Below are 26,513 nucleotides of genomic sequence, written 5' to 3'. Positions count from 1 at the left end.
ATGAGCAAAGCCTATTTCAACTATGCCGGAAAACGACTCCTGCAGGCAATCGTCGTGATCCTGCTGTCTTATGTCTTCACCTTTGTTGTCGTCAGCATCCTGCCCGGCGATCCGATCACCAATGTCCTGAACAACCCGCAGAACGGCTTCACCCCGGATGAGATCAAGGAGATCATCGCGGCACAAGGGCTGGACAAACCGATCCCCGTGCAGCTTTGGAACGCCTTTTCCGGTTTCGTGACCGGCGATCTCGGTCTGTCGATGCGGACCAACCGGCCGGTGGCGACGCTGATCGGCGAGGTTCTGCCGTCGACGCTGGTGCTTGCCTCGGCGGGCCTTGCGGTTGCGCTTTTGCTCGCGGCAATCATCGCCTACGGCACGCAATTTCTGCCGCGGCGGTACGGCCAGGGACTGCTCCGCGGTTTCCCCTCGTTGTTCCTGTCAGTGCCGAACTTCGTGATCGGCCTGGTGCTGATCCACCTCTTCGGTTTCCAGCTCGGCGTCTTTCGCGTCATCGAGCCCGACAGCTTCTGGGCAACGCTTTTCGCAGCGATCGCCCTCGGCATCCCGATCTCGGCGCAGATTGCCGAAGTCCTGATTGCCAATCTCGACCATGAGTCCGGCCAGGACTACGCCGCGGTCGCGCGCGGACGAGGGCTTGATCAGATGCGGCTCTTCGTCATGCACCTCCTGAAGCCGTCCTCGTTGCCCGTCATCACCGTCGTCGCCCTGACGATCGGCGAATTGCTCGGCGGGTCGCTGATCACCGAGACGGTGTTCGGGCGAAACGGGCTCGGCAGCCTGGTCCAGCGGTCGGTCAGCACGCAGGACCTGCCGGTTCTGCAAGCGGTCGTTTCGCTCGCGGCCGTGGTCTTTGTGGTCGTCAACCTGATCGCCGACCTCACCTACCCGCTGCTCGATCCACGCGTAAAACTTCTCGGCACGCAGCAGCGTCGCCCGACAACCGCTGACGACAGCTCCCTCCCGATCTCCAAGGCGGTGACCCCATGACGCTCGCCGCCATTTCTTCCACGCCACGTACGACGCTGATCGGCCGTCTGACGGGCCTGCGTGTTCCACCCGTCGTTATCCTCTCGTTCCTGATCGTCGCTCTGGCGATCGCCTGGTCCTTGGCGCCTGGCCTGTTCACCGGCTACGATCCGGTGAACGGCACTCCCGCCCAGAAGCTGCTCGGCCCAAGTGCGGCGCACTGGTTCGGCACCGATCACCTCGGCCGCGACCTCTATGCCCGAGTCGTCTATGGCACAGCCTCATCGGTAGCCAGCGCGCTGATCGCGGTCGTGATCGGCGTTGTCGCCGGCGGAATTATCGGGCTCCTTGCCGGCTTCTTCGGCGGCTGGGTGGACACGGTCTTTGCCCGCCTCGTCGATGTTTTGTTGGCCATCCCCAAATTCCTGCTGGCAGTGATCGTCGTCACCGCGATCGGTTTCGACACGACGAACGCGGCAATCGCGACGGGCGTCTCGGCCGTTGCCCTTTTTGCCCGGGTGATGCGCTCGGAAGTGATCAAGACGAGGCAGGCAACCTTCGTCGAATCGTCCTTTCTTCTCGGCGGGTCGCGCTGGCACATTCTGTGGCGCCACGTGCTCCCGAACGCATCGCGGTCGGTGCTGCCGCTTGCAGTCCTGCAATTCGGCGATTCCATCCTGGTGATCGCCAGCCTTGCCTTCCTTGGCTATGGCGATCCGCCACCTGCTTCCGATTGGGGCCTGCTGATCTCGATCGGCAAGGATTACCTGAAATGGCCCTGGCTGGTTTACGCCCCGGCCCTCGTCACGATCGCAACCGTCCTCTCTGTAAACAGGATCAGCCGATGGCTCCGCAAGACAGACTGACCACGCTTTCAAACCCTCCGTCGCCCCCGCTGCTGCGGGCCGATGGATTGTCGGTCGCCTACGGCACCCATAGGGTCGTGAACAATGTCGGCTTCGAGCTTGGACGCGGCAGAAGTCTCGCGCTGATCGGCGAATCCGGATCGGGCAAATCGACCATCGCCCGCGCCGTCCTGCGGCTGCTTCCCGCAACGGGACACGCCACCGGCCGCGTCGAATTCGATGGCCAGGAGCTTCTGGGGCTTCCGGAACGCCGCTTCCGCCCCTTGAGAGGACGCAGGATCGGCTTCGTGCCGCAGGATCCGGGCAATTCGCTGAACCCGGTCCGCACGATCGGCGCGCAGGCAATGGAGGCAGCCGCACTGCTGGACGAAACGGACAAGGCGCTTCGCAAGGCACTCGTTCTGGATACATTCGCGCAGGTCGGGCTCGACAATCCGCAGCGTGTCTATGACTCCTACCCTCATCAGCTTTCCGGCGGCATGCTCCAGCGCGTGCTGATCGGTCTCGCCGTTCTGCCGCGGCCCGCGCTGCTGGTCGCAGACGAGCCGACCTCCGCACTCGATGTGACGATCCAGAAGCGTATTCTCGACCTGTTGTCGAAACTGCAGGAGGAGCTGCAGATCAGCCTTCTCCTGATTACCCATGACCTGGCGATCGCAGCCGAGCGCGCGGAATCCATTGTGGTCCTCAAGGACGGCGCCATCCAGGAAGCCGGCGGCACCGCGACAGTATTCTCCGCCCCCTCCTCGTCCTACGCCAGAAAGCTCCATGGCGATGTGCCGGCGCTCAATCCGGACCGGTACAGGCCGTTGCGAGAGCCTGGTTTCCGGCACCTCAGCGCCAGGCGCGAAAAGACAGCGAAGATCGAGGTCAGCGGCGTAACGAAGAGCTTCACCGTCGACGGCAAGGTTCTGACCGCCGTCAACGACGTCTCGTTCGAGGTTCAGGCGGGAACGACGCATGCGCTGGTTGGCGAATCCGGATCCGGGAAGACGACAGCGATCCGGCTTCTGCTCGGGCTGGAGCAACCCGATACCGGAAAGATCGCGGTTGGCGGCGAACAGGTGAACGGTCGATCCCCCGAGCAGCTTCGCTCTGTCTGGCGGCACCTGCAGCTTGTCTATCAGAACCCGTTCACGTCCCTCGACCCGACCTGGATCGTCGAGAAAATCGTGCGCGAGCCCCTGGACCGCTTCAAGATCGGGACACATCAGGAGCGGGCGCTTGCGGTGCGCAACGCGTTAGCAGATGTCGGGCTGGGCGAGCATCTCTTGTTGCGCAAGCCCGCTGCCTTGTCGGGCGGCCAACGCCAGCGCGTTGCCATTGCCCGGTCGCTTGTCCTGAAACCTGACGTAATCGTCCTTGACGAGCCTACTTCGGCGCTCGACGTCAGCGTCCAGGCCGACATCGTCGAAGTGCTGCTGTCGTTGCAGGTCAAGCTCGGCCTCACCTACATCTTCGTGTCGCACGATCTTGCGCTTGTACGCCAGCTTGCCCACACGGTCTCGGTCATGCAGCGCGGACGCATCGTCGAACATGGCACCGTCGGAGAGATCTTCGACACGCCCCGCCAGCCCTATACCCGCTCGCTGCTCGAATCGATCCCGTCAGGTGCGGCGCGTTTTCCGCGCACCCAGCCACTGCGGCAGCGGCAGATCTTCAATGAGGAAAAGATCGCATGACCGTCATCGCCCCCGCCCCGGCGCCGTCCGCGTCCTTCCGTCCGAAGAAGCGGCTCGGCTTCAACACCCGCGTCTCGTTCAACGATGAAACCGGCCCCGCCCACGGCTTGCGGGAGGGCATCGAGCTTTTCAAGGCGGCCGAACGTCTGGGCTATCAGTCAGGCTGGGCCTATCAGCGGCATTTCGACCACTATCTATCCTCGCCGCTGCCCTTCTTTGCTGCGGCCGGCCAGCATACCAGCCATATTGTGCTGGGCTCGGCCGTCATTCCGATGCGCTATCAGGATCCTATCCTGCTGGCGGAAGCCGCAGCAACGACCGACCTCCTGATCGGTGGCAGATTGGAACTGGCGATCTCGACCGGCGCCAACGCAGCCTTCGACGCCGTCTTCGGCGCGGTGGAAACCGATGCCCGGTCGGAAGCCAAGCGGCGTCAGGCGCGTTTTCTGTCCGCGATCTCCGGCGAGGTTCTGCACACCATCGCAGAACCCGGCCAGGGTGCCGCCGAAGGCACTCAACTGAGGGTGACGCCGCATAGTCCGACTCTGCGCTCGCGCATCCGCCAAGGTTCCGCGAGCCTGGGATCAGCGATCCAGGCTGCCGAACTCGGCATCGGACTGATCGCCGGAACCGTACAGCACGACCACGCCGAGGGTGAGAGCTTCGGAAGCTATCAGGCCCGTTGCATCGAGGCTTTCCGGGCCACCTGGCGAAAGCAGCGGACAAGCGAGCCGCCAGCTGTGGCCGTGGCCGCCTCGGTCCTCGTCGGCACGACGCCCGAGCTTCGAGAGAAATATGCGGCCTATGATCTCGAGCGTCGTACCCAGGGCATTGCCGCATCGCGGCCGAAAGGTGCTCTTGAACCGAGTTCGCGAGCCAACCAGCCGCCGGGAAGCCAGATTTCGCCGGTCTTCCACGGCACAGCGGACCAGGTGATCGAAGCAGTGCTCAGCGATCCCGGGCTCGCTGCGGCTGATGAGATCGTTCTCTTCCTGCCGCCGGCCTTCCGCCTCGCCGAGAATATCCAGCTGCTGACCGACCTTGCCGGCACCGTCGCCCCGAGCCTCGGCTGGTCGCCTGATTGGTAGAACCTCCGCCGGATTTAACGCCAGCAGCCGCCAATTAGGGATATTTTCTATAGTTTGAATAGAAATAGAAAGACCTGTCTTCCTTGGCCTTTATCTGCGGCCTAATTTCGACCCCATCGATAATCAGAGGAGCTCCCATGTCCGCGGAATTCATCAGCGTCACCTTTCCCAACGCCTCGAACGACCTCGATCCCATCCCGGACGCTCCGGTCGATGTCCACTATCTCGAGCGCTACGCGCGCGCCCTCGACGACTATGGTTTCAACTACACGCTGATCCCCTACTCCTCGTCCTCCTTTGACCCCTTTACCCTTGGCGCCACCATTTTGGCGCATACGAAGAACATCAAGATCATCGTCGCGCTGCGGCCCAATACCATCTACCCGACGGTTGCTGCCAAATCGCTTGCCACGCTCGACCAGTTGAGCGGCGGACGCGTCGTCGTCCACTTCATTGCCGGCGGCAGCGATGACGAGCAGGCGCGCGAGGGCGACTTCCTCAACAAGGAACAGCGCTACGAGCGGCAGGAGGAATATATTCGCATCCTGCGCCTTGCATGGACCTCGACGGAGCCCTTCGATTTCGACGGGAAATACTACCAGTTCAAGCAATTCTGCAGCGCCGTGCGTCCAACAAACGGGCTGATCCCGATTTCGGTCGGCGGCTCTTCTGATGCCGCCTATCGCATCGGAGGTTCACTGGGTGACATTTTCGGACTGTGGGGCGAGCCGCTGGCGGAAACCAAGCAGCAAATCGAGCGCATCTATGCCGAAGCGGCAAAAGCAGGCAGGACGGACCGGCCGCGAATCTGGGTGACCTTCCGCCCGATCGTTGCGGAAACCGACGAACTCGCCTGGGAGAAGGCCCACCGGGTGCTCGACCGTCTCAAGGACAACCGGGAAAAGGGTCTGCATCGCGCGCCGCCGTCTGCCCCTCGCCCCGCCAATGTTGGATCACAGCGGCTCCTTGACATCGCCGCGCGCGGCGACGTCCACGATCGGGCCCTGTGGTATCCGACGGTGACGGCGACCAATGCCTCCGGCGCCACGACCGCACTCGTCGGATCACCGCGCACCATCGCCGATTCCATCCTCGACTATATCGATCTCGGCGCCGACCTGATCTCCATCCGCGGCTACGACAATTTCAACGACGCCGTCGACTACGGCCGTTATATCCTGCCGCTGGTGCGCGAGGGCATACGCGAGCGGGAAGAAGCAAAGAAAAAGGCCGCAGCCTAATGATCGCGCGCGACACGGCTCTTGATCCAAGCCTGCTGAGCGCGACGACGCGCGCTCTTGCGGATGCAGCTCCCGAAGCTGACCGGACCGGGGATTTCCCCTGGACGGGCATCCGTGCGGTTCATCAAAGCGGCCTTCTCGAAAGCACTGTCGCCGCGAGATATGGCGGCGCCGGCGCAACGCTCCACGAGGCCGCCACGATCCTTGCAGCCCTCGGCCGCGGCGATCCGTCAGTCGCGTTGATCAGCGCCATGACGATCTTCAACCACCTCGGTCAGGCGACGAAAAACCATTGGCCCGAGGACCTCTACAAGAGCCTGCTTGCGCAGGCCAAGCATCATCCGCTGCTGCTCAATGCCGCGCGTGTCGAACCGGAACTCGGCTCGCCCGCCCGTGGCGGCCTGCCGGCGACGGTTGCCCGCCGCGCCGCATCCGGCTGGTCGATCACCGGCCGCAAGCGGTTCGTGACAGGCGCGCACGGTCTGACCCATTTCCTGGTCTGGGCTCACACCGATGAGACGCCAGCCCGAGTTGGAACATTCGTCGTTGCGAACAAGCTTCCGGGCATTCGCGTCATCGAGAACTGGAACAGCCTTGGCATGCGGGCCTCCGGCTCTCACGACGTCGAATATGCCGATGTCGAAATTCCGCTGGAGAATGTCATCGACCTGGTCGATCCATCCATAGCCCAGCAGGACAACCGCGCCCACGCGGCGATCACATTGGCGCTGACCGCGCTCTATCTTGGAGTCGCTGAAGCGGCTCAGGAGGCGTTCATCCGCTTTGCTCACGAGCGCGTTCCGACCAACCTCGGCCATCCGGTTGCCAGCACCGAACGCTTCGTGACGCTTTCCGGCGAAATCGACCTCCTCGTCTCGGGCGCCCGGCAGATCATTTTCGATGCCCTGAAGGACAAGCAAGCCGAGGCCGAAAAGCACATCAGGGCCCGGCTCATCGCCGGCCGGCAGTTGCGCGACGCGGTGCAGATTGCCGTGCGCGGCATTGGCAATCCCGGCCTCGGGGCTGAACTGGGTTTGGAGCGCCATTTCCGGGACATTCAGTCCGTGCTCGTCCATGCCCCGCAGGAGGATACGTCCATTTCCATTCTCGGACGCGCCGCCTTCGAACGTTGGAAGAGCCAAAAGGACGCGCCATTGACGCCTCCGGTCAATGTCACTGTGTTGAAGACGGCTTGATCATGACACGCTACATCATCATCGGCGCCGGCGCGGTCGGCGCGAGCCTCGCGGCCGAGTTCGAAACGCATGACATCCCCTACGTACTTGTTGGGCGCGGCGCCCAGATATCCCATATCGCCACTCACGGCCTCTCATACCGCCGGCCTGGCGGACAACGCGTGCTGAGGCTCAACACCGCCGACACGGCCACGCCCGCCGCGCTGCAGCCAGAGGACATTCTGATCCTTGCGGTCAAGGCGCAGGATGTCGAATCGGCAACGGAATTCTGGGCGTGGCGGGACGTCGAAGGTGCAGGCTTTGCGTCGGAACTGCCTCTCGTGACATTGCAAAACGGGCTGGCTGCGGAAGACATCGCGCTTCGGCGTTTCGATCGTGTCTATGCAGCCAGTATTCGCATTCCGGCGCGCTACACGGTCACCGGCGAGGTCGTCGTCGGAGGCGAGCCGAATGTTGGCATCGTCGCCCTGGGACGCTACCCCGAGGGGCTCGACGACACGGCTTTGTCGATCGTCGCAGATCTGGAAAAGGCGGGCTACCTCGCCGAAGCGCGTCCCGACATCCGCCGATGGAAAGCAGCCAAGCTGGAGCACAACGTCACCAACGCGGTCGAGCTGTTCGCCGGTTCTCCCGAGATCCGATCAGAAGCCGCAGCCGGCTTGGCGCAAGAGGCACGCGCTGTTCTCGTGGCTGCCGGTTACGATCCGGCTGCACCGTCGGAATGGAAGATCGACGTCGCGTCCTGGCGCGTCGCACCAGAGAGCGGAATAAAGCCAGGCCAACAATCGACCTGGCAGAGCTTCACCCGCAGAACCTCAAGCGAAGTCGATTACCTCAATGGTGAGATCGTCCGGCTTGGGCGGATTCACGGGATCGCCACGCCTCTCAACACAGCCTTCCAACAAGCTGCAGCGAGGCTTGCGCTCGAGGGCCGCGCTCCCGGCACCAGGGACATTGGCGAAGTTTATCCCATCAGTGTTGACAGGGCCGCGTTTTGATTGAGCTGCAGCCCTTTGAACCGAGCGAAAGGAAAAATATGGAAACCCCGAAAATCGTCGCAGTCTCGGGAAGCTTCAGCCGGCCCTCGAAAACCACAGTGCTCGTGCAGCATGTCGTTGGGCTTGTGCGAGAGCGTTACGGCTTTGACAGCGAGATCTATGATATGATCGACGTCGGGCCTTCGCTGGGAAATGCCCTTTGGCGCAGAGAGCTAGATGATGCGGCCCAGCATGTCCTGCAAAAGATCGTCGATTCCGATATCCTGGTCATTGGTGCACCGACGTACAAGGGATCATACCCGGGCCTTTTCAAGCATCTCATCGACCTGATCGACCCTCATGAACTGAAAGCAAAACCAATCCTCATCACCGCAACAGGCGGTGGCGATCGTCACGCACTGATGGTGGAGCACCAACTTCGCCCCCTGTTCGGATTCTTCATGGCCCACACGCTGCCGACCGCGATCTATGCTTCGGAGCGTGACTTTGTCGACAATGCCATCTCTTCAGAGCAGCTTCGCACACGTATCGATGACGCGGTCGGCGAAGTCGGCGCCTTCTTTCCTGCGGCAACGGCTCATCGGGTCGCGGCTGAGTAGGTGTTCGGGCATAAAGGTACACGACCCAATCCGAACAACCCAGGCTCCACGATGACCCGTAGCTCCGAATTTCTGTGGTACATTCCAAACGACGTGAAGGCTGGGCACAGGGGTGACGTCGCTACGCATAATCATAACAGCCTGGAAACATTGACCGCTCAGGCCAGGGCACTCGAGGACTATGGGTGGAAAGGAGCGCTCATCGGAACCGGCTGGGGTCGCCCTGACACCTTTACCATCGCGGCGGCGCTTGCAGCACGAACCACCACATTTGAACCCCTGATTGCGGTTCGACCCGGATACTGGCGCCCGGCGAACTTCGCTTCCGCTGCCGCGACACTCGATCAGCTTAGCGCGGGTCGTGTTCGCGTCAACATTGTCTCCGGGCAGGACGACCTTGCAGCTTATGGCGACGATGAAGGCGATCAGACGCAGCGCTACGCGCGCACCAAAGAGTTCATGCGGCTGATCCGCCGGCTGTGGACCGAAGAGAACGTCACATTCGCGGGCCAGCATTTTCATGTGACCGGTTCCACCGTGGCGCCGCGGCTCGATGTGCGTGGCGACCGCCGCCATCCCAAGATCTATTTCGGCGGCGCCTCGCAGGCCGCCGAACGGGTGTCTGCGACCGAAGCCGACGTACAGCTGTTCTGGGGCGAACCGCTTGACGGTTTACGGGAACGGATTGATCGCCTGAAGACATTGAGCAGAGGCTTGGATCGCGACCTTCCGCCCTTGGAGTTCGGGCTCCGGATCACTACCCTGGTGCGCGAGACAAGGGAAAGCGCCTGGACTGATGCGGAAGCAAGGGTCGCCGCGATGGCTGAAGCGAAAAGCGGTAGCTGGAACGATCACAGGGCGGGTGCGGTTGGCCAGCAGCGATTGCTCGACCTGAGCAAGCGAGGCGATGTGCTGGACGACAATCTTTACACCGCCCCAGGCAGGTTCGGTGGCGGTGGCGCCGGCACCACATGGCTCGTCGGTTCAGCACAGGATGTGGCAGGATCCCTTCGTAAATATCAGGATCTTGGCATTACCCACTTCATCCTTTCCGATACTCCTTACCTGCAGGAGATAAAGCGCCAAGGCGATCAGTTGCTGACGCTCCTGCGATAGCCATCACCGCGCGTCGATTTTGACACCGCCCTGCTGATCTCGGGCGTCGGAAATGATTTAAACCGCCGACCCATGGGAAAGTGATCTGCGACTTGCTGGCTATGAAGAGCGACCCAGTGCTGGGCGGGGAATGCCCAGATGGTCGCGCAGCGTCGAGCCCTCATATTCGGTCCGGAAAGGCCCCTTTCCTGCAGGATCGGCACCACGTCGCGGGTGAAGTCGTCCAGTCCGCCGGGGAAGAAGGGAGGCATGACGTTGAAGCCGTCGGCAGCACCGTTTTCGAACCATTGCTGCATGCGCTCGGCGATCTCGGTCGGCGTACCGAGCACGATGTGATGCCCAGGCCGGCCGCAACACGCAATGCAAGCTCGCGGATTGTCATATTCTCGCGGCGCGCCAGCTCCGTGAGCAGTTCCGCTCGGCTGCGCCCTGATCCGAAATCGGCAGATCCGGTAGCGGGCCATCGAGATCGTAGTCGGCGAGACTATGGCCGATGCGCTCCTCAAGAAGCGGCATGGCGCTCTTGATGTCCGTCCAGCGGTTCAAAACATCGAGCTTTTCGCGGGCTTCGGCCGCCGTCCTGCCGATGACCGGCAGGAAGCCCGGCATAACGGCGACGCGGTCGGGATCACGCCCGAAGCCCGCGACGCGGCCCTTCAGGCTCTTGTAGAATGCCTGTGCCTCTTCGAGGCTCTGCTGCGCGGTAAAGACGATGTCGGCGGTGCGGGCGGCCAGATCCTGGCCGGGGCCGGACGAGCCGGCCTGGATCAGGACCGGATGGCCCTGCGGCGAGCGCGGAATGTTGAGCGGACCCTTGACCGTGTAATATTTGCCCTGATGGTCGAGCATATGGACCTTGGAGGGATCGGCATAGACGCCGCTTTCCTTGTCCTTCGGGAAACATCGTCGTCCCAGCTGTCCCAGAGGCCGCGTACCACATCGACGAACTCCTCGGCGACGGCATAGCGCTCGTCATGTTCCGGATGGCTTTTGGAGAAATTGGCCCGGCCGGATGCGCCGCCAGTGACACTCGAAATCGTGAACGCCTTGCGTGACGAACTGCCGTGACTTTCTGCTCGACGTCAATGTGCTGATTGCGTTAATCGATCCGGGCCAAGTAGCCCATGATGATGCGCACGAATGGTTCGCGGCGATGGGTCAGACCGCGTGGGCTACCTGCCCCATTACCGAAATCGGTGTCATCCGGATTGTCGGCAACCCCAAATATCCCAACTCTTGCGGTTCACCGTCACTCGTGATGGAGATCGTCCGCAAATTGCGGTCGCTCCCCGGTCGTAGTTTTTGGCCGGACGATGTGAGCCTTGTCGGGTCAGGTGATATCGCTCCCACGAAAATTCTAACATCGGGACAGGTAACTGACACCTACCTGCTTGCGCTAGCCAAGGCGCATGGGGGGCAGCTGGCGACATTCGATCGCAAGCTGTCAGCAGCAGCGGTTACAAGGGGCAATTCTGCCTTGCAGCTGATCACCACGAGTAGATCATGAGTTCCCGATGCCGGACGCCGCAGGGCGATCTGACCCTTACTACCGGCTACTCCAGTTCAAGGAGACGGAGCTTTGCAGTTGCGGTTCACACCGGCGATATGGTGAGTGCTGCTGCCGCCGACCTGAAACTGCCGTTCCTCTTGATTCAGCAGGAGTTCGAAAGACGCAACGGTGGCTTCAACATCCTTGATCGCGCCGCACCCCCGGGGATAACAGCGTCAATCACCAGCCGTGGACGAAGTACCCCACCCCCTACATTAGAAGTTCATGATTTTCTGCGAGCGCACATCGCGGCCAAAGCAGGTAAGATCGGCGGTAAGCCGGTAAAATAGGTTCTCTTGGCTAAGAGCGACTCTCTCAAGGGATGCTTCGCCTTGAGCGGACTCGAACTCTCGGCACCATATTTGTCTCCGCCACGTCGAATTAAATCAACTGGCTGGCTTTGGAAGCGGAAGACCACCTATCCTCCAAACGGAAGTTCAATTACTTCGCGGTTTTTTTTTGCCCCCTCGATCAGGACTGTCCCGAACCGCTCGGCATCTTGTGCCGGCAGCATTCCCGCCCCTGTTCGAATACCTTCTTGCCACGCAGACCCGCGCTCCCATGCTTCGTTGTAGACGAGCGCCAAGTCGGCAGATCGCCTTGTCTGCTGCAGGGCTTCAAAGAGCAGCGCAGCTTGACGTATGTCCTTCTCTCGCTTCGCCGGCCCTTGTCCGCCAGTGTGTCGGCGGCTGGCGACGATGAGCTTGTGGACCGCATACCGGGACGGATCAGGGACAACGACAGGGACCCCGCTTCGGTGGAGCAGCATTGTTCTGACTGGCTCCCTGATGAGGAAGTCGAGAAAGCGCAGTGAATCCGCGCTGGCACCGCCGAGGGCGGGCATCTTCGCCGGCTGGTCGAGGTAGTCGTCCGAACCACGGTTCGACGTCAGGAATTCAACCCTGTAGCCGTCGGCATTCTGAAACGCCGACGAGGCCGCGGAGCCTGATCGATGGGGAACCGGGCGGAAGCTGGCGTCGACGCCCTGCAGCAGTTCAATGATCGGAGGCAGGCTGTCTTCAACCTCCCTGCTGATGGCATAGTCTTGGGCGATGTCCGCATCGCCGGTCAGGATCGCAGACATGGGAAGGCGGACACCGAGCAGTCCTGAATAGCACTGGAAGGCCACTGTGCCGATGAGAACGCCCCGGAGTCGAAAGAGACCGCCGTCGGCAAGGGCCTCGACAATGTCCCCCGACATGGCGTCGGGGGCGATCATCCCGCCTTCGCGGGTCAGGGTATTTACCAAGCGCCTGCGAGCGCGTAAATCGTCCTTGTCCCGCTTATGATCGGCCACGCGCTGCGATATATCGGGATCGTCAGCAGGACCGACGTAGCGACGTTTCGTACCACCATGTCCATCCGGGATGTCGAAGTACCAGTACTTGCGCCCCTTGATGTTTGCGGGGGTGAACCGGCCCTCTGGAGGGAAATCGGCCGTCCAAGCGGCGTCGAGCGAGCGCTGGCCTAGCTCGGCAAGCATCGTCTGATACATGATGTCGATGGACTTCATAAGCTCCACTCCGGCGTTATACTGTTTTTCAAAAAAAGTATAACCGTCGGGAGGGAAGGGAACAAGACGCCTCGACAAGCTCCACCATCGCAGCCGAATCGCATTGTGCAAAGCACGAACCTTCACGGGTTCAATGGCTGACCGCTTCAGCGTTGGAGAACCTTCTTGCGCACCATCCGCTCCACCTGCCGTCCTTGTCGCGCGCCGGAGGTTAATGAACGCTGCTCAGTACCAACAACACATCGTTCTCAATGTCGTTAACAATACGAGATGCCACGCTGCCCAGAGGAAGATTCAGTACGCCCGCCCATGGGTACCTACGATGACGAGATCTACGCCACCCTCGTCCGCCAGCCCGGCCCGTTGCTGCGATTCCCGAAGGCGTTCGAGCATATTGCGCGTCATCTGAAGCGCGTTGAGCTCCTGTTCGGCCCGCGTGCAGACTTAAAGAAGTTGCGCCACTCGCTGCAGATAGCCTCCATTGGGATCCGCCGGTATTGAATGCTCGCGGCTGGGTGATCAGCACGAAAGAGAGCGACCTGATACATCCGGCAGAATTGGTTTCGTTTAGGAATCGGGCGAAAGGGCTAAACAAATATACTTCGGCATAATAGCGAGGGCACTCTAGGCAGAGTTAGTGTTGCAACGGCCCCTAAAAGAGACACCCTCCCATCACGGGCCGACTTGCCGCGCCGGCGTTTTGCTTGACCGCGAGACCTTCACCCCGCCGGCGCGGCGCTTCTTCAAGCATGAAACCGTGTTGCCGCAGCTTTGCTCGTCGCGAAACTGACTTAACAACATGCACCGGAACCTGAGGCGGAGGAAGATCAACCCAGATGCGACCGCCTCAATAATCCGAAGCATAGGCTCGTTGACATGAGAGGAAAGTCGGTGAAGCTTGATTGGATCTGCGATGCCTGCACCTGAGATGCATGCGGGCGGCATCGAAGCGAGCGGTGTGCCATGGACGACACGGTCAAAGATGCGCAGAACACCAGGAGGAACATGTTCGGACGGAAGCGCGCTCTCGCTTCCATCAGCCAGCAGACATCGACTGACCTTCGGTACCACGAGCCACAATCCTCCTGGACTGACGGCGATCGCATCTTTACTCGGGAGCTGATCAGGAGCGGCAGCGGCGCATCAAAAGCCGTTCTGAGGGTGCAGCTTGCAGCCGAACATCCCAGTCGAACCAGTCTTGACAGACTGGCCCACGAATATCGCCTGAAAGACGAACTCGACCGGGAGTGGGCGGCCAAACCGCTGGATTTAAAAACGGAAAATGGTCGTATCGTGCTCGTCCTCGAAGATTGCGGCGGCGTGCCCCTCCCGCAGTTGATGGGACGGCACAGCTATGGCATGGCCGACGAACTCACTGTCTTTTTGCGCCTTGCCAAGGGCATTGGGGCGGCAGTCGGCAAGGTTCACGGATGCGGCCTCATTCATAGGGACATCAAGCCGGCGAATATACTGGCGGACGAGGCGGAAGGGCGGGTCCGTCTCACGGGCTTCGGAGTGGCGTCGCATCTTTCTCGTGAGCACCAGGCCGCCGAGCCCCCTGAGGTCATTGCTGGCAGCCTCGCATACATGGCGCCCGAACAGACCGGCCGCATGAACCGATCGGTGGACTCGCGTAGTGACCTTTACGCCCTTGGCATCACGCTCTACGAAATGGTCACCGGCCAGTTACCGTTCACTGCTTCGGAGCCGATGGAATGGGTGCACTGCCACGTTGCCAGGCGACCGGTGCCGCCGTCCGAGCGTGTAAGGGAGCTACCAGGCGTTATCTCAGCAATCGTGATGAAGCTGCTCGCCAAGAACGCAGAGGAACGCTACCAGACGGCCGCCGGGCTAGAGGCGGATCTGCGGCGTGCCCTCATAGAGAGCGAGAAGTATGGGCGGATCGCAGAATTTCCGCTCGGGACACGCGATGTTCCGGACAGATTGGTGATCCCCGAGCGGCCCTACGGTCGCGAACGCGAGATCGCCGCCCTAACCTCCGCATTCGACCGGGTCGTCGCGGGCGCTGGGCCGACATTGGTGCTGGTTTCGGGTCATGCCGGCGTAGGCAAATCCATGGTCGTGAATGAGCTCCACCGCGCGCTCGTGCCGCCGCGTGGGCTGTTTGCCTCCGGCAAATTCGACCAGAATCAGCATCACATTCCTTATGCGAGCGTTGCGCAGGCCCTGCAAGGCCTCCTCCGAGTGCTGCTGGGCAAGAGTGAAGCGGAACTCGCGCCCTGGCGCGCTGCTTTTTCGGAAGAACTGGGCGCGAGCGGTCGGCTGTTGGTAACGCTTATTCCGGAACTTGAGTCTCTCATCGGCCAGCTTCCGGCGGTTACGGATCTGCCGCCTCAGGACGCCAAACGCCGCTTCCAATTGAACATCAGGCGCCTGCTGCGAGTGTTTGCCACAGCAGCACATCCGCTCACGCTGTTTCTAGACGATCTCCAATGGTTGGACGCAGCAACGCTCGATCTACTTGAAGATTTGTGCACCCAGCAGGATATGCGTCACCTGCTGCTCATTGGCGCCTATCGCGACAACGAAGTATCGTCCACCCATCCGCTTATCCGCCGGCTGACAGCGATCCGGGAGGCCGGTGGCCAGGTGCATGAAATCGAACTGACACCGCTTAGGCTGGAAGATCTCACCCGGATGCTGGCCGACGCGCTTCATTGCGGAAGAAAGCGTGCCCAACCGCTGGCGCGGCTCGTGCACAAGAAGAGCGGAGGCAATCCTTTCTTCGCGCTCCAGTTCCTGAGCACGCTGCCGGACGAAGGCCTGCTCGAATTCAATCGCGAACAGACGCACTGGGTTTGGGATCTCGATCGCATACGAGCCAAAGGCTATACCGATAACGTCGTGGATCTTATGCTAAGCAAGCTGCGGCGCCTGCCCGATACCACGCAGGCTGCCCTGAACATGCTAGCGTGTCTCGGCAATCATGCGGCGGTTGATACACTGGCTCTGATCAGGAGCGAAAATCACGACGCGGTTCATGCAGCCTTTTGGGCCGCGGCGCGGGCCGGACTCGTGCTGCGTGAAGAGGGGTCATCATACCGCTTCCTGCACGATCGTGTTCAGGAGGCCGCGTATGGGCTGATCCCTGAAGATGAGCGGGCGGCAGCGCATCTTTCCATCGGCCGCCTCCTGCTGATGCATACGCCGCCGCAGGCACTCGACGAGAATATTTTCGAGATTGTCGGCCAACTCAATTGCGGCGGCGCGCTCATCGCGCCCGGTGAAGAGCGCGAGCGTCTCGCCGACTTGAACCTGCTTGCCACGCGCCGCGCCAAGGCGTCGGCTGCATACGAATCGGCGCTGGCCTATGCCGGAACGGGTGTGGCTTACTTGCCGGACGATGCCTGGGAGCGCCGATACGAACTCGCTTTTAGTCTCGAACTCCACAGGGCCGAATGCGAATTCTTGACCGGGGCACCGGCGGAGGCGCAGGCCCGCCTCGCAGAACTGGCAAGCCGAGCCACCAGCCTCGCCGATCTGGCCCGCGTCACGCGCCTGCGCGTCGATCTTTTCATGAGCCTGGGTCGGAGCGATCAGGCCATCATATTCGGTCTCGACTACCTGCACCGGGTCGGCATTTCGTGGTCGTCCCACCCGACCAGGAGCCAGGTGCGCCAGGAATACGCGCGGCTTTGGCGACAACTTGGGGGCCGCCCGATCGAAGCGCTGCTTAATTCGCCCCCTATGGCGGACCCGGTCGCATTCGCGACCATGGACGTTCTGACTTCACTTGTTACTCCGGCCCTATTTACCAACGAGAATCTGCGCTGCCTCGTTATCGGGCGAATGGGGAACATCAGCCTCAAACACGGCAACAGCGATACATCGCCTTATGCCTTCACTGCTGTGGGCACGGTGCTTGGGCCCTATTTCGGCAACTATGAAGCCGGTTTTCGGTTCGGCCTGCTTGGACTGGACCTGACGGAACAGCCCGGAATGGAACGCCTGAGGGCACGAGTCTACCTCGCCTTCGGCAACCTTGCGAAATCGTCGCCGCGTCATGTCCGCACCGGCCGTGCGCTGGCGCAGCGCGTATTCGAAACGGCACAGCAGGTCGGCGATCTCACCTACGCCGTCTTAAGCCGGAATAACCTTGTGACTTATCTTCTCGCCGCTGGCGAGCCCCTCTCGCAGGTTCAGCGCGATGCGGAAGCCGGCCTGGACTTCGCGCGTCAGGCCGGTTTCGGAGTCGCCGTCGGTTTCATCAGCGGTCAGCTCCAACTCATCCGAACGCTTCGCGGGCTGACGCCAATCTTCGGATGCTTCAACGATGAAGGGTTCGACGAGCAGCAATTCGAGTTTAAGACCGACGGCAAGCCGGGCAGTTGCCTGTACTGGATCCGCAAGCTACAGGCCTGTGTATTTGCCGGGAATACCCTCGCAGCGCTTTCGGCAGCGGCGAAAGCAGAAAGCCTCCTCTGGATGACTCCCGCTATTTTCGAGCGGGCGGAATATCACTTCTATACCGGCCTTTCATTGGCCTCTGCTTTGCAAGGGTCGACGACTGAAGGAGCGCTTTATCGCAAGGCCATACGCGCTCACCGCCGGCAGCTCGACACTTGGGCCGCGCACTGCCCGGAGAATTTCGCAAGCCGCGCAACATTGCTTGGCGCAGAGATCGCCCGCTTGGCAGGCCGTGAATTGCATGCCGAGCGCCTCTATGAACAGGCGATCCAGTTGGCACATGCACACGCGCTCCCACACGATGAAGCGATCGCGTATGAGCGCGCTTCCGCCTTTTACCGGGCGCGCGGCTTCGATCAGATCGCTCGCCTCTATCTTCAAAACGCCCGTCGCTGTTATCTCAGTTGGGGAGCCGACGGCAAGGCGCGGCAGCTCGAAGAAGCCTATCCCCAACTGCGGGATGGACAATCGGCGCCGGCTGCAACAAGCACGATCGAAGCGCCGATCGAGCATCTGGAGCTCGCCACCGTCATCAAGGTGTCGCAAGCAGTCTCCAGCGAAATCGTCGTCGAGAAGCTGATCGACACGGTGTTGCGAATGGCTGTCGAGCAGGCGGGAGCCGAACGTGGCCTTCTGATCCTGTCGCGTGGCGGCGAACCGCGGATTGCCGCTGAGGCGACGATCCGCGGCGAAGCGGTCCTCATAGAGTTGCGTAATGAGGCCCTCGCCGGCGTGATGCCGGAATCAGTTCTCAATTACGTCCTGCGTATGCGGGAAATCGTAAGCCTCGACGATGCGTCGGCTGAAAACGCCTTTGCGGCCGATCCCTATATCCGCCATCGCGCGGCCAGATCCATTCTCTGTTTGCCGCTGATCAACCACGCGAAGCTGATCGGTGCGCTGTATCTGGAAAACACTCTGACGGGCCGTGTCTTCGCGCCGGGGCGCATTCCGGTGTTGAAGCTGATCGCCTCGCAAGCCGCCAGCACGCTCGAAATCACCGGACTTTACCGCGACCTGGCAGAACGTGAAGCGCGAATAGGCCGGCTTGTCGAAGCGAACATCATCGGAATTTTTATCCGGGATATCGGAGGTCGGATTATCGAGGCCAACGAGGCGTTCCTGCAAATGGTGGGCTACAGCCGTGACGAACTCTTGGCGGGTCAGTTGCTCGATAAAGAGCTGACACCGCCGGAGTGGCGCGAGCGTGACGCCGAAGCCGAGGCCGAACTGAGAGTGACCGGCAGCGTCCGCCCCTTTGAAAAGGTGTACCAGCGAAAGGGCGGCGGTCACGTACCCGTGATGATCGGTGAGGCAAGTTTCGAGGGGGCCGGGAGCCAGGCTGTGGCCTTCGTGCTCGACCTGTCCGAGAGCAAGCGAGCAGAGGAGAGGCTGCGCGCAAGCGAAACTCGTTTTCGCACCTTCGTCGACCATGCCACCGATGCCTTTTTTCTCCATACCGACGATCTGACCGTCATAGACGTCAACCGCCAAGCCTGTGAAAGCCTCGGTTACAGCCGGGAAGAATTGATTGGCATGCACCCGCGCGACTTTGACGGAGCCATCGACGAAAAGTCGCTTGCGACATTGGTGGATCGCGTCGACGCAGGGCAGCCAATGACTTTCGAAACGGTCCACCGGCGTAAGGACGGAACAACGTTTCCGGTCGAGGTTCGCGTCGGTAAATTCAAACAGGAAGAGCAATGGTTTCGTCTTTCGCTGGCGCGTGACATCACCGACCGCAGGCAGGCCCAGGATGCTATTCAGCTTGCGCGAGCAGAACTTGCCCATGTAAGCAGGCTGACCACTATGGGCGAACTTGTAGCCTCCATCGCCCACGAGGTCAGACAGCCGCTCACCGGGCTAGTCAGCAGCGGCAATGCCTGCCTTCGCTATCTCGACGCGGATCCCCGTGACATCGTCTCCGCCCGTCGCGCCATCGAGCGCATGATCAGCGACGCTTTTCGCGCATCCGAGGTCATCGACCGGATTCGGGCAATGGCGAAGAAATCACCAGAACGCAGGGACCGGCTGAACATCAACAATATCGTGTCCGAGACGATAGCGCTGGTGTCCACGGACCTCGAACGCAGTGCGGTGTCGCTCCGTACAAACCTCTCCCACGGCTTGCCCCCGATCGTTGGGGACCAGGTGCAAATCCAGCAGGTGATCCTGAACCTTATCATGAACGCCAACGACGCGATGGCGGCGATGCCCAAGGGAGCGCGCGAACTCATCGTAAGCACTGAAAAGGCAGCATCCAATACCGTTTTGGTGGCAGTCCGCGATAGCGGCCCTATCCTCGACCCGGCGAAGATCGGCGATATATTTGAGGCGTTTTTCAGTACCAAACCCAAGGGAATGGGCATGGGCCTGACGATCAGTCGTTCGATCGTTGAGGCTCACAAAGGCCAACTCTGGGCCACGCCAAACGTGCCCCACGGTGCCATTTTTCAGTTTACATTACCAACCACGGAGAAATAATGGATCCATGTCCGGGGCGCCGCCTGACCGGCGCAAACATTGGGGACATGGATGAAGGAGATTGTCTACATCATTGATGATGACGCATCTGTGCGCGAAGGCCTCGGCGATCTCTTGCGCTCGGTTGGACTTGAGGCACTGACATTCGCTTCCAGTCAGGAGTTTTTGGATAGCAAGCGCCCTGACGTTCCGGGCTGCATCATTCTCGATGTAAGGCTGCCGGGGCGAAGCGGCCTGGAATTTCAGAGCATGCTCACTTCCCTTGGAATTGAGCTTCCGGTCATTTTTATCAGTGCCCATAGCGACATTCCGATCTCTGTGCGGGCGATGAAAGCCGGTGCCATCGAATTCCTGACGAAGCCGCTGCGCGAGCAGGAATTGCTCGATGCCGCCTATGCCGGGATCGAGCGCGATTGCGCTCGGAGGCAGGAAGTCGCGCTCATTGCCGAGCTTCGGTCCCGCTATGATTCCTTGACGCCGCGCGAGCGCGAGATCATGAACCTAGTGGTCGCGGGCAGCGTCAACAAGCAAATCGCTGCGCAAGTGGGCCTGAGCGAGGTGACCGTCAAGGTTCATCGCGGCCATGTCATGCAGAAGATGCAGGCGAGGTCTCTCGTTGACCTCGTCCGGATGGCGGACGGCCTCGGATTGTCGACGAAGCCGTCGTGGGTCAGGTAGGCTCACGCATCTAGACCAAAGTATCGGGCATCCGCCTCGAATGGGATAGTCGGGGCGCCAATTCGGCGAGTCGCTTATCTCATTGGGCAATACGCTCCGAAGGCCGTCGGCTTTATCCTCTTACCAGCTGAAAAACTTGCAGAGACAGGACAGACGTTATCGGGTCTCGGTGCAAGAATCTGCACCGGTCCGCGGGTCCCTACCATTGGACAGACGCTCATCATGTTGACGCAACGCGAGTAACCGAAAGACCGAGGAAAGGTATCATTCATGCAAAACCAGAGATACGCCCTCCAGAAGAACCTCAACATCTACTGGACGGTAATCGATACGGTTTCAGACCGAAAAGCTCTCGTCAATGGCTTCGTTATGGACATGCTTACCGCCGATGAGGGCGAAGAATTGGTCAACACGCTGAACCGTGCAGAATCCCATGCTATCCTTGCGCCCGCCCAGAGGGAGCACCACGATCAAAGACGAAAGTAACTCTTCGATCGCCACCTAATCTAGCCGACCGCTCGTCCTATAGACTGTGACGAGAGGACGATAGAGGGCGCTCGCACTCTTAAGGTCCCTCGCAGCGAAATGATGTTGAGCACACTGGGCGGAACTGCTCTTCTACATAGTTAGTCCGGGAGTTGATGGGCGGATCGAGACTGAAACAATCCGACCCATCAACTCCCGGACTAACCATGCGGCACATCCCACGGATTTACGAGTGCAACTCCCATGCCCTCGAAATCCTTGATATTGCGCGTCACCAGCGTCATGCGACGGGTGAAGGCTGTCGCCGCAATATAGGCGTCATTAATCGGCTTCGGATTTGGCACATGCCATTGGGCCGCCTGGACGGCGGCCCCCTCGTCCAGAGGCAGGATGCGGCCGGAAAACGCGGTGAGAACGATATTCTCCAACCAGTTGCGCAGCACCTTGCCGGCGGCGACATCATTATGCTCTACCAGCCGGAGGCCAATCTCCAGCTCATGCAACACGACGGAGGAAATGAAGGTCTCGGCCGGATCGACGGTTTCATTCCAGACCACGACGTTGGGATCAGCCCTTCCGCTCGCGACCTTGCGCAGTTCGGACACGACATTGGTATCGAGCAACAACATCAGGACAGGTCGACGGGCTGGGCATGTTCCGTGCGCTGCGGCAGCGGCAAGTCGATATCTTCCGCCCCCGGCGCGGCGAGCATATCACCAAGCGTCCGCATTTTGCCTGTCAGCCGCTTGTACTCGTCGAACGACAAAAGGACATGCGCAGGCCGACCCCTGTCGGTGATGATAACTGGTCCGTCCTTGGTGGCTCGCTTTGCGCGGCCAAGATCCTGATTGAGCTCCCGGCCTGACAGCGTGGTGACGGTCATGACAAGCCTCCAACATTCGTGGTTACGTAACCACATTTAGTCCGCATAGACCGGAATTGCAAGATGCAGCAGCTCGTCCCCTTTCTGGTTCCTCGAAGGGGGACACGAATATGTTGCCCTGCCCCGCCCGCGTTGCAATCGCAATCCAGTCTGTTGTGATTGGCTGCGTGATGAAGCCGAGCATTTTTATCGGTTAGACCCCTCGGGTCAGAATGGCCCGGTAAGCGCCATCCGCGGTCCACGGCTTCAACAGACCGAGGTCGGAGCGGAAGCCGCCCTCAACGTAGTCGCTGTCGAGAAGCTTACGTTTGCGCGCCTTCTGCACAACTGAATCGTCATTTTCCCTGTAGACGATGACGGCGCCAGGCGGCCGGCGCGTCGCCAGTGCGTTTGCGGAAGAAGCGGGAGAAATAGGCCGGATCTTCGAAGCCGATCTCGTCGGCAATATATTCTACCGAGCGGACGGTGAACATCAGCAGGCGCTTGGCCTCCAGTAGCCGCCGTTCCAACAGCAGCTCCTTGACAGACCGCCCGAAGAACTCGCGGGCAGCCTTGTCGAGAAGATGCGGCGTGGTCGCAAGCAGGGTCACATAGGTTCTGACCGGCCAACCACGCTTGATCATAGTTGATAACGGCATATCTTGCCTCCATCAGGACCGATGGAGAGCAGAATGATTAGTGCCGATCTGGGAAAGCAGCTCGAAACCTATATCCAGCAACTTGTCGACACGGGCCGCTATGGCTCGAAAAGCGAAGTCCTCCGTGAAGGTGTTCGACTGGTTCAGGACCGGGAGACCCGGCTTGCCGCACTGGACGCTTCCATCCTGCGCGGCATTGCCGATGCCGAGGCGGGCCGGACTAAGCCGGCGAGCGATGTCTTCGACCGGCTCGAGGCAAAGTACAGTGCGATGGCTGATCAGGCCGAAAAATCGGTATGACCCTTGAATTTTCCGACGAGGCGGAGAACGATCTTGAGCAGATCGCCGATTACATCGCATGGGACAATCCACGCCCCGCCCTTTCATTCGTCCGGGAGCTCCGCAGCAAGTGCGAAGACCTCGTCGACAGCCCCAACGGTTTCGCCCTCGTTCCCCGCTACGAGCACCATGGTATCCGCCGACACGTTCATGGCAACTACCTGATCTTCTACCCCGTCGAGAACGCGAAGGTGATCATCATCCATGTCCTGCACGGCGCCACGGACTATGGCGCAATCCTGTTGCCGTATTAATCGGATGTGGACGCCTGGTGGATTGTCAATTCGGCTTTCGCTTCCACGCTTTGCGGTCACGTAGTTTGACCTCCCCGTTAGCTGGTGTTTTGCGCCCTCTCACGAGGTCAATGGATTCCACGCCATTGCCATTCCGAATTGACGCCCGAAGCACAAGGCGCGATTGATTTTGAGAGGCTCATCGATGCGTTCGGGCTTGCCTGGAACGGGCACAGGCACGACGCAATGGTTTCGTAAGACCTGGCGAAAGCTCCACCTTTGCCGCGGCAACATTCTCACATCCGAACCGACGACCGAGCACGTCGGCGACGAGACCGTCGCTGCTAGGTCTTCTCGAACGTGTCGACGCACCGGTTGGTCCACGGATTTCAGATCGCCGGACGGCTGCTTCCGCATCCGAAGTCCATGTCAGGTTTGTCAACGGAACCAGCATATCGAGCCTGTTGCCGAACATTGCCGCATAGCCTGGCAGGCCGCGGTCGGCGACAACGAGAGATCCGGGATCGCCGGAAGCCCGTCGTCAGCGGCTGGCGGCATGCCAAGAACACCGAAAAGCAAACCATCGAAAAGCACAGCCGCCAGCGCTGGACCGAATGTCAGCCTTCGGGCGGGCAAACTGCGAACGCGTCAGGGGCTGATTCGTAGACTTTGAATCCTGAATACCACCTGATCCGCGCAACAGAGTCAGTCACGGGTGTTGTTCTGCGCGGTCCAGGTCCATGGGAGTCGCTTCATGCGTCCTTAAGAAAATGATGGCAGCTTCACTTCAGATTTGGGAGTGCATTCATGATACATGGGTTGATGTCGCGGGTTCGCATTCAGACGAAGGTGCTCGTGCTTTTGGCGCCATTCGTCATTAGCTTGTGCGCAGTGGGATTGACGGGATACTACGCGTCGAGCCTTCTCGAAGGACGGATGGAGATCTCCAACCATGTTTTGCAATCCCTGAACGGGTTCAAACATGTTTCTTCAAGCATGACAGGTTTTCTGATGAAGCCGTCGCAGGAAGCTCGTGATACCGCGCTTGCGGACGCCCAACAGCAATTGGCAAACCTGAACGAGACGATTGAGACTCTAAGGCCGACGACCGATGTGGAGCTTCTCGAACGGGCGCTCGATCAGTCGCAAATCATCCCGCAAAAGATCGAAGCGATCTGGCAAATCGAAACGGGACAGCAGAAAATTCTCAGTGATGTGGACGCTGCTTCCGCGGCACTTCTTGACCTGCAAGGGGAGGTTGGCAAGCGCTCCTTCATGCTGATGGCCAGTGCGAAAAAGATGGAAAATGCCAACAAGAGTGGCCTGAGTAATTCCGTCTCCATCATCGCGGCCGCCAGTGTTGCGACGAAATTTCGCAATGATTATACAAACGCTACAACGCCGCCTGACAAGCTTAGCCTTCTAGCCAAATATGCGCCCGATTTGCAGAACGCAAAGGAGCAGCTTTCGCCTGCGATAGGGACCGACCGACAAGCCCTCGCCACTCAGTATGCCGCTGCTGTAGATGCCATCGCCAACGCTTCGAAGGCGCCGCCGGGCACTTTGGATGTCTCGAAAACGGATGCCGCCGTCTCCAATCTTGCTGCAACTGGCGACAGTCTCAAGACGATTGGGGACGATCTGATGCGGGCCTCCGTACTCGCGCTTGCCGCGTCTGATAAGGATATCTCTCAAGCGACGAATGTCGGCAACGAACTGCGTGCTATCGTTAACAGCAATAACGAGATCCGCGTCGGCTTTGCCGAACTCGCCGGCAAACCAGACGACACGCGAGTGAAAAAAGTCCAGCAATCGATCTACATGTATCAGACCGAGCTCGGCCGTCTCGCCGGCGTGGTTACCGACGATCCGGTTTTTGCCGAAATTCCGAAGAAGGCTCAGCCCGTCCTCGATCTGCTTGCGGCGAACGCTGCAGCGCTCTCTGAAGGTGCGGCGCGCAAGCTGGCTGAGTTCGACAGAGCTGCGGGGCAGATCGACAACACTTGGAACCTCCTTGCGCAATTCGCCGACACGCAGAAGCAAAATGCTGGCCAGGATCGTCAACAGGCCAACAGGATATCTGGCGGCGCCATTGTGATCGGCATTCTGATTGCTATGACCGCGGGTGCCGCGCTGGTCGTTACCTTGAAGGGACCGATCACCCAGATTACCGCAGCGATGCGCAAGATCGCAGAGGGAAGGCTCGACACAGCAATAACCGGCGAGAAGCGGGGCGACGAAATCGGGGAAATGGCCCGCGCGCTTTCCGTCTTCAGAAAAAATGCGCTATCGAAGGTCGAAATGGAACAACAGGCCGAGATCGCGCGTAGCGACGCGGAATCCGAGCGCGCCCGCAACGAACTCGAGCGGCGTAGCGCGAAGGTCCAGGTTGACGCTGCAATCGAGGCGCTTGCAGAAGGGCTCACGCGGCTGTCACGCGGAGACCTGAATTTTGCGATCGATACGCCCTTTGCCCCCGAACTCGACCGGATCCGCATCGATTTCAACATGTCTGTGGCGGGTCTCAGAGAGACGCTCTGCGAGATCCGCGAGACGTCTTCCCTCATCAGCGACAATGGCCGCCAGATGGCGGAAGCCGTTGATGACCTGGCCAGTCGAACGGAGAAGCAGGCGGCTGCCCTTGAGGAAACCGCAGCGGCAGTGCAGGAGATTTCTTCCGCCGTCAACACCTCTTCAGGACGGGCAGCAGCAGCGCTTGCGCTTGTCCAACGCGCCAAACAGGGCGCGGACGCCTCGGCTTCAGTGGTCCGAAACGCGGTCTCGGCCATGGGGCGGATTGAGGACGCGTCGGGCAAGATCGTTCAGATTGTCAGCGCGATTGACTCCATCGCTTTCCAGACCAATCTCTTGGCCCTGAATGCGGGGGTTGAAGCGGCGAGAGCGGGTGAGGCCGGTAAGGGCTTTGCTGTCGTGGCGCAGGAAGTGCGGGAACTGGCGCAGCGATCTGCTCGCGCAGCCAAGGAAATCGGCGAACTTATCAACAATTCCGTCCGAGAGGTTGCGTCTGGCTCCGAGTTCGTCGGCCGCACGGGCGATGCGCTGATTGGGATTTCTAGCGAGATCGTCCACATCGTTGGCCATATTGAACTGATCGCCTCCTCAAGCCGCGAACAGGCAACAACACTCCAGTCAATCAACGCGTCGGTGAACGATATTGATCGTATGACGCAGCAAAATGCGGCGATGGTGGAAGAGACGAATGCTGCCACCCAACAGCTCTCGTCAGAGACGCTCGCACTTACTGACATGATCGCACGCTTTCGGCTTGAAGGCCGCGAGAGCCCGGCTTCAGCACGCTACGAGACCGCGGCATGATGGCATCATACATTCGCAGAACTGGCAACTTGATGTCATGAGCGCCTGCGGCAGTCGTCTCCGCGTGAGCACGGTGTGCGGAGATTTCCAATAATGCCCCATGGTGGCGGGCGATCACGATTTGGCACGGTCTTTAAGTATTGCAGTCAATCTACTGAACGCACAGGGCT

Annotated in this window: 21 protein-coding genes and 2 pseudogenes; 18 read left to right on the top strand and 5 right to left on the bottom strand. The window is 60.3% G+C overall.

Annotated elements, in window-relative coordinates:
* From EFD56_RS00635 to EFD56_RS00595, 9 genes are all read left to right on the top strand, one after another.
* Positions 1-1,011 carry an ABC transporter permease gene (locus EFD56_RS00635; protein ID WP_004669297.1) on the top strand — a complete coding sequence of 337 codons (1,011 nt, stop codon included), beginning with the start codon at positions 1-3 and terminating at the stop codon, positions 1,009-1,011.
* Positions 1,008-1,856 carry an ABC transporter permease gene (locus EFD56_RS00630; RefSeq protein ID WP_004669299.1) on the top strand — a complete coding sequence of 283 codons (849 nt, stop codon included), beginning with the start codon at positions 1,008-1,010 and terminating at the stop codon, positions 1,854-1,856. The genes EFD56_RS00635 and EFD56_RS00630 overlap by 4 nt, the downstream gene beginning before the upstream one ends.
* Positions 1,835-3,538 (top strand): dipeptide ABC transporter ATP-binding protein, encoded by a 1,704-nt coding sequence (locus EFD56_RS00625; protein WP_037113144.1) that lies wholly within the window; start codon positions 1,835-1,837, stop codon positions 3,536-3,538. The genes EFD56_RS00630 and EFD56_RS00625 overlap by 22 nt, the downstream gene beginning before the upstream one ends.
* Positions 3,535-4,626 carry an LLM class flavin-dependent oxidoreductase gene (locus EFD56_RS00620; protein WP_126904427.1) on the top strand — a complete coding sequence of 364 codons (1,092 nt, stop codon included), beginning with the start codon at positions 3,535-3,537 and terminating at the stop codon, positions 4,624-4,626. The genes EFD56_RS00625 and EFD56_RS00620 overlap by 4 nt, the downstream gene beginning before the upstream one ends.
* A 137-nt stretch (positions 4,627-4,763) precedes the next feature.
* On the top strand, positions 4,764-5,867 hold the full coding sequence (locus EFD56_RS00615; protein ID WP_004669306.1) for an LLM class flavin-dependent oxidoreductase: 1,104 nt from the start codon (positions 4,764-4,766) through the stop codon (positions 5,865-5,867).
* A complete protein-coding gene (locus tag EFD56_RS00610; protein WP_016736024.1) occupies positions 5,867-7,063 on the top strand; it encodes an acyl-CoA dehydrogenase family protein in 1,197 nt (398 codons plus the stop codon). The genes EFD56_RS00615 and EFD56_RS00610 overlap by 1 nt, the downstream gene beginning before the upstream one ends.
* 2 nt (positions 7,064-7,065) lie before the next feature.
* Positions 7,066-8,061 (top strand): ketopantoate reductase family protein, encoded by a 996-nt coding sequence (locus EFD56_RS00605; protein WP_004669307.1) that lies wholly within the window; start codon positions 7,066-7,068, stop codon positions 8,059-8,061.
* A gap of 38 nt (positions 8,062-8,099) precedes the next feature.
* On the top strand, positions 8,100-8,660 hold the full coding sequence (gene msuE, locus EFD56_RS00600) for an FMN reductase (RefSeq protein WP_004669309.1): 561 nt from the start codon (positions 8,100-8,102) through the stop codon (positions 8,658-8,660).
* 51 nt (positions 8,661-8,711) lie between these two features.
* Positions 8,712-9,776 (top strand): LLM class flavin-dependent oxidoreductase, encoded by a 1,065-nt coding sequence (locus EFD56_RS00595; RefSeq protein WP_037113146.1) that lies wholly within the window; start codon positions 8,712-8,714, stop codon positions 9,774-9,776.
* Between the two features lie 99 nt (positions 9,777-9,875).
* Here the strand turns inward: EFD56_RS00595 and EFD56_RS00590 are convergent.
* A pseudogene (locus EFD56_RS00590) lies at positions 9,876-10,786 on the bottom strand (NtaA/DmoA family FMN-dependent monooxygenase); the annotation flags it as partial.
* A gap of 41 nt (positions 10,787-10,827) precedes the next feature.
* Between EFD56_RS00590 and EFD56_RS00580 the strand changes: the two are divergent.
* Positions 10,828-11,283: a TA system VapC family ribonuclease toxin gene (locus tag EFD56_RS00580; RefSeq protein WP_037113148.1), complete on the top strand. Its 456-nt coding sequence runs from the start codon at positions 10,828-10,830 to the stop codon at positions 11,281-11,283.
* Entirely contained in the window at positions 11,280-11,615 is a 336-nt protein-coding gene (locus EFD56_RS00575) for a hypothetical protein (RefSeq protein WP_004669317.1), read from the top strand. Before EFD56_RS00580 ends, EFD56_RS00575 begins: the two co-directional genes overlap by 4 nt.
* A gap of 128 nt (positions 11,616-11,743) precedes the next feature.
* Here the strand turns inward: EFD56_RS00575 and EFD56_RS00570 are convergent, their stop codons facing one another.
* Positions 11,744-12,838, bottom strand: a complete 1,095-nt coding sequence (locus tag EFD56_RS00570; RefSeq protein WP_037113150.1) for a nucleotidyltransferase family protein — start codon at positions 12,836-12,838, stop codon at positions 11,744-11,746.
* Between the two features lie 309 nt (positions 12,839-13,147).
* Between EFD56_RS00570 and EFD56_RS00565 the strand changes: the two genes are divergently transcribed.
* From EFD56_RS00565 to EFD56_RS00545, 4 genes are all read left to right on the top strand, one after another.
* The gene (locus EFD56_RS00565; RefSeq protein WP_004669323.1) at positions 13,148-13,339 is read left to right on the top strand and encodes a hypothetical protein; all 192 of its coding nucleotides are present in this window, start codon (positions 13,148-13,150) and stop codon (positions 13,337-13,339) included.
* A gap of 462 nt (positions 13,340-13,801) precedes the next feature.
* Positions 13,802-19,750 carry an AAA family ATPase gene (locus tag EFD56_RS00555; RefSeq protein WP_126904426.1) on the top strand — a complete coding sequence of 1,983 codons (5,949 nt, stop codon included), beginning with the start codon at positions 13,802-13,804 and terminating at the stop codon, positions 19,748-19,750.
* Between the two features lie 51 nt (positions 19,751-19,801).
* Entirely contained in the window at positions 19,802-20,428 is a 627-nt protein-coding gene (locus EFD56_RS00550) for a response regulator transcription factor (protein WP_010015578.1), read from the top strand.
* 270 nt (positions 20,429-20,698) lie between these two features.
* Positions 20,699-20,914, top strand: a complete 216-nt coding sequence (locus EFD56_RS00545; RefSeq protein WP_004669336.1) for a hypothetical protein — start codon at positions 20,699-20,701, stop codon at positions 20,912-20,914.
* A 200-nt stretch (positions 20,915-21,114) separates the two neighbouring features.
* On the opposite strand, the gene EFD56_RS00540 is transcribed toward EFD56_RS00545, so the two are convergent.
* From EFD56_RS00540 to EFD56_RS00530, 3 genes and pseudogenes are all read right to left on the bottom strand, one after another.
* Positions 21,115-21,543 carry a type II toxin-antitoxin system VapC family toxin gene (locus EFD56_RS00540; protein WP_126904425.1) on the bottom strand — a complete coding sequence of 143 codons (429 nt, stop codon included), beginning with the start codon at positions 21,541-21,543 and terminating at the stop codon, positions 21,115-21,117.
* A complete protein-coding gene (locus EFD56_RS00535) occupies positions 21,543-21,797 on the bottom strand; it encodes a type II toxin-antitoxin system Phd/YefM family antitoxin (RefSeq protein WP_012490196.1) in 255 nt (84 codons plus the stop codon). The genes EFD56_RS00540 and EFD56_RS00535 overlap by 1 nt, the downstream gene beginning before the upstream one ends.
* Positions 21,798-22,132: 335 nt before the next feature.
* Positions 22,133-22,414, bottom strand: a pseudogene (locus tag EFD56_RS00530) (helix-turn-helix domain-containing protein); the annotation flags it as partial.
* Positions 22,415-22,468: 54 nt separating this feature from the next.
* On the opposite strand from EFD56_RS00530, the gene EFD56_RS00525 reads away from it, so the two are divergent.
* The 3 genes from EFD56_RS00525 (at position 22,469) to EFD56_RS00515 (ending at position 26,343) form a co-directional block, all read left to right on the top strand.
* Positions 22,469-22,735 (top strand): type II toxin-antitoxin system ParD family antitoxin, encoded by a 267-nt coding sequence (locus EFD56_RS00525; RefSeq protein ID WP_012490199.1) that lies wholly within the window; start codon positions 22,469-22,471, stop codon positions 22,733-22,735.
* Positions 22,732-23,028: a type II toxin-antitoxin system RelE/ParE family toxin gene (locus EFD56_RS00520; protein WP_012490200.1), complete on the top strand. Its 297-nt coding sequence runs from the start codon at positions 22,732-22,734 to the stop codon at positions 23,026-23,028. Before EFD56_RS00525 ends, EFD56_RS00520 begins: the two co-directional genes overlap by 4 nt.
* Positions 23,029-23,814: 786 nt before the next feature.
* A complete protein-coding gene (locus EFD56_RS00515; RefSeq protein ID WP_012490202.1) occupies positions 23,815-26,343 on the top strand; it encodes a methyl-accepting chemotaxis protein in 2,529 nt (842 codons plus the stop codon).
* Positions 26,344-26,513 lie beyond the last annotated feature (170 nt).

Origin of the sequence: Rhizobium phaseoli, from assembly GCF_003985125.1 — a bacterium.
In the GTDB taxonomy this organism is placed as follows: domain Bacteria; phylum Pseudomonadota; class Alphaproteobacteria; order Rhizobiales; family Rhizobiaceae; genus Rhizobium; species Rhizobium phaseoli.
Note: the sequence above shows the minus strand (reverse complement) of the source record. Positions and strands in the feature narration are given on the sequence as shown.

Bases quoted from the DNA above. Each gene is read 5' to 3' on its own strand.
- EFD56_RS00635 (WP_004669297.1), top strand. From the start codon at position 1: ATGAGCAAAGCCTATTTCAACTATGCCGGAAAACGACTCCTGCAGGCA.
- EFD56_RS00630 (WP_004669299.1), top strand. From the start codon at position 1,008: ATGACGCTCGCCGCCATTTCTTCCACGCCACGTACGACGCTGATCGGC.
- EFD56_RS00625 (WP_037113144.1), top strand. From the start codon at position 1,835: ATGGCTCCGCAAGACAGACTGACCACGCTTTCAAACCCTCCGTCGCCC.
- EFD56_RS00620 (WP_126904427.1), top strand. From the start codon at position 3,535: ATGACCGTCATCGCCCCCGCCCCGGCGCCGTCCGCGTCCTTCCGTCCG.
- EFD56_RS00615 (WP_004669306.1), top strand. From the start codon at position 4,764: ATGTCCGCGGAATTCATCAGCGTCACCTTTCCCAACGCCTCGAACGAC.
- EFD56_RS00610 (WP_016736024.1), top strand. From the start codon at position 5,867: ATGATCGCGCGCGACACGGCTCTTGATCCAAGCCTGCTGAGCGCGACG.
- EFD56_RS00605 (WP_004669307.1), top strand. From the start codon at position 7,066: ATGACACGCTACATCATCATCGGCGCCGGCGCGGTCGGCGCGAGCCTC.
- msuE (WP_004669309.1), top strand. From the start codon at position 8,100: ATGGAAACCCCGAAAATCGTCGCAGTCTCGGGAAGCTTCAGCCGGCCC.
- EFD56_RS00595 (WP_037113146.1), top strand. From the start codon at position 8,712: ATGACCCGTAGCTCCGAATTTCTGTGGTACATTCCAAACGACGTGAAG.
- EFD56_RS00575 (WP_004669317.1), top strand. From the start codon at position 11,280: ATGAGTTCCCGATGCCGGACGCCGCAGGGCGATCTGACCCTTACTACC.
- EFD56_RS00570 (WP_037113150.1), bottom strand. From the start codon at position 12,838: ATGAAGTCCATCGACATCATGTATCAGACGATGCTTGCCGAGCTAGGC.
- EFD56_RS00565 (WP_004669323.1), top strand. From the start codon at position 13,148: ATGGGTACCTACGATGACGAGATCTACGCCACCCTCGTCCGCCAGCCC.
- EFD56_RS00555 (WP_126904426.1), top strand. From the start codon at position 13,802: ATGGACGACACGGTCAAAGATGCGCAGAACACCAGGAGGAACATGTTC.
- EFD56_RS00550 (WP_010015578.1), top strand. From the start codon at position 19,802: ATGAAGGAGATTGTCTACATCATTGATGATGACGCATCTGTGCGCGAA.
- EFD56_RS00545 (WP_004669336.1), top strand. From the start codon at position 20,699: ATGCAAAACCAGAGATACGCCCTCCAGAAGAACCTCAACATCTACTGG.
- EFD56_RS00540 (WP_126904425.1), bottom strand. From the start codon at position 21,543: ATGTTGTTGCTCGATACCAATGTCGTGTCCGAACTGCGCAAGGTCGCG.
- EFD56_RS00535 (WP_012490196.1), bottom strand. From the start codon at position 21,797: ATGACCGTCACCACGCTGTCAGGCCGGGAGCTCAATCAGGATCTTGGC.
- EFD56_RS00525 (WP_012490199.1), top strand. From the start codon at position 22,469: ATGATTAGTGCCGATCTGGGAAAGCAGCTCGAAACCTATATCCAGCAA.
- EFD56_RS00520 (WP_012490200.1), top strand. From the start codon at position 22,732: ATGACCCTTGAATTTTCCGACGAGGCGGAGAACGATCTTGAGCAGATC.
- EFD56_RS00515 (WP_012490202.1), top strand. From the start codon at position 23,815: ATGATACATGGGTTGATGTCGCGGGTTCGCATTCAGACGAAGGTGCTC.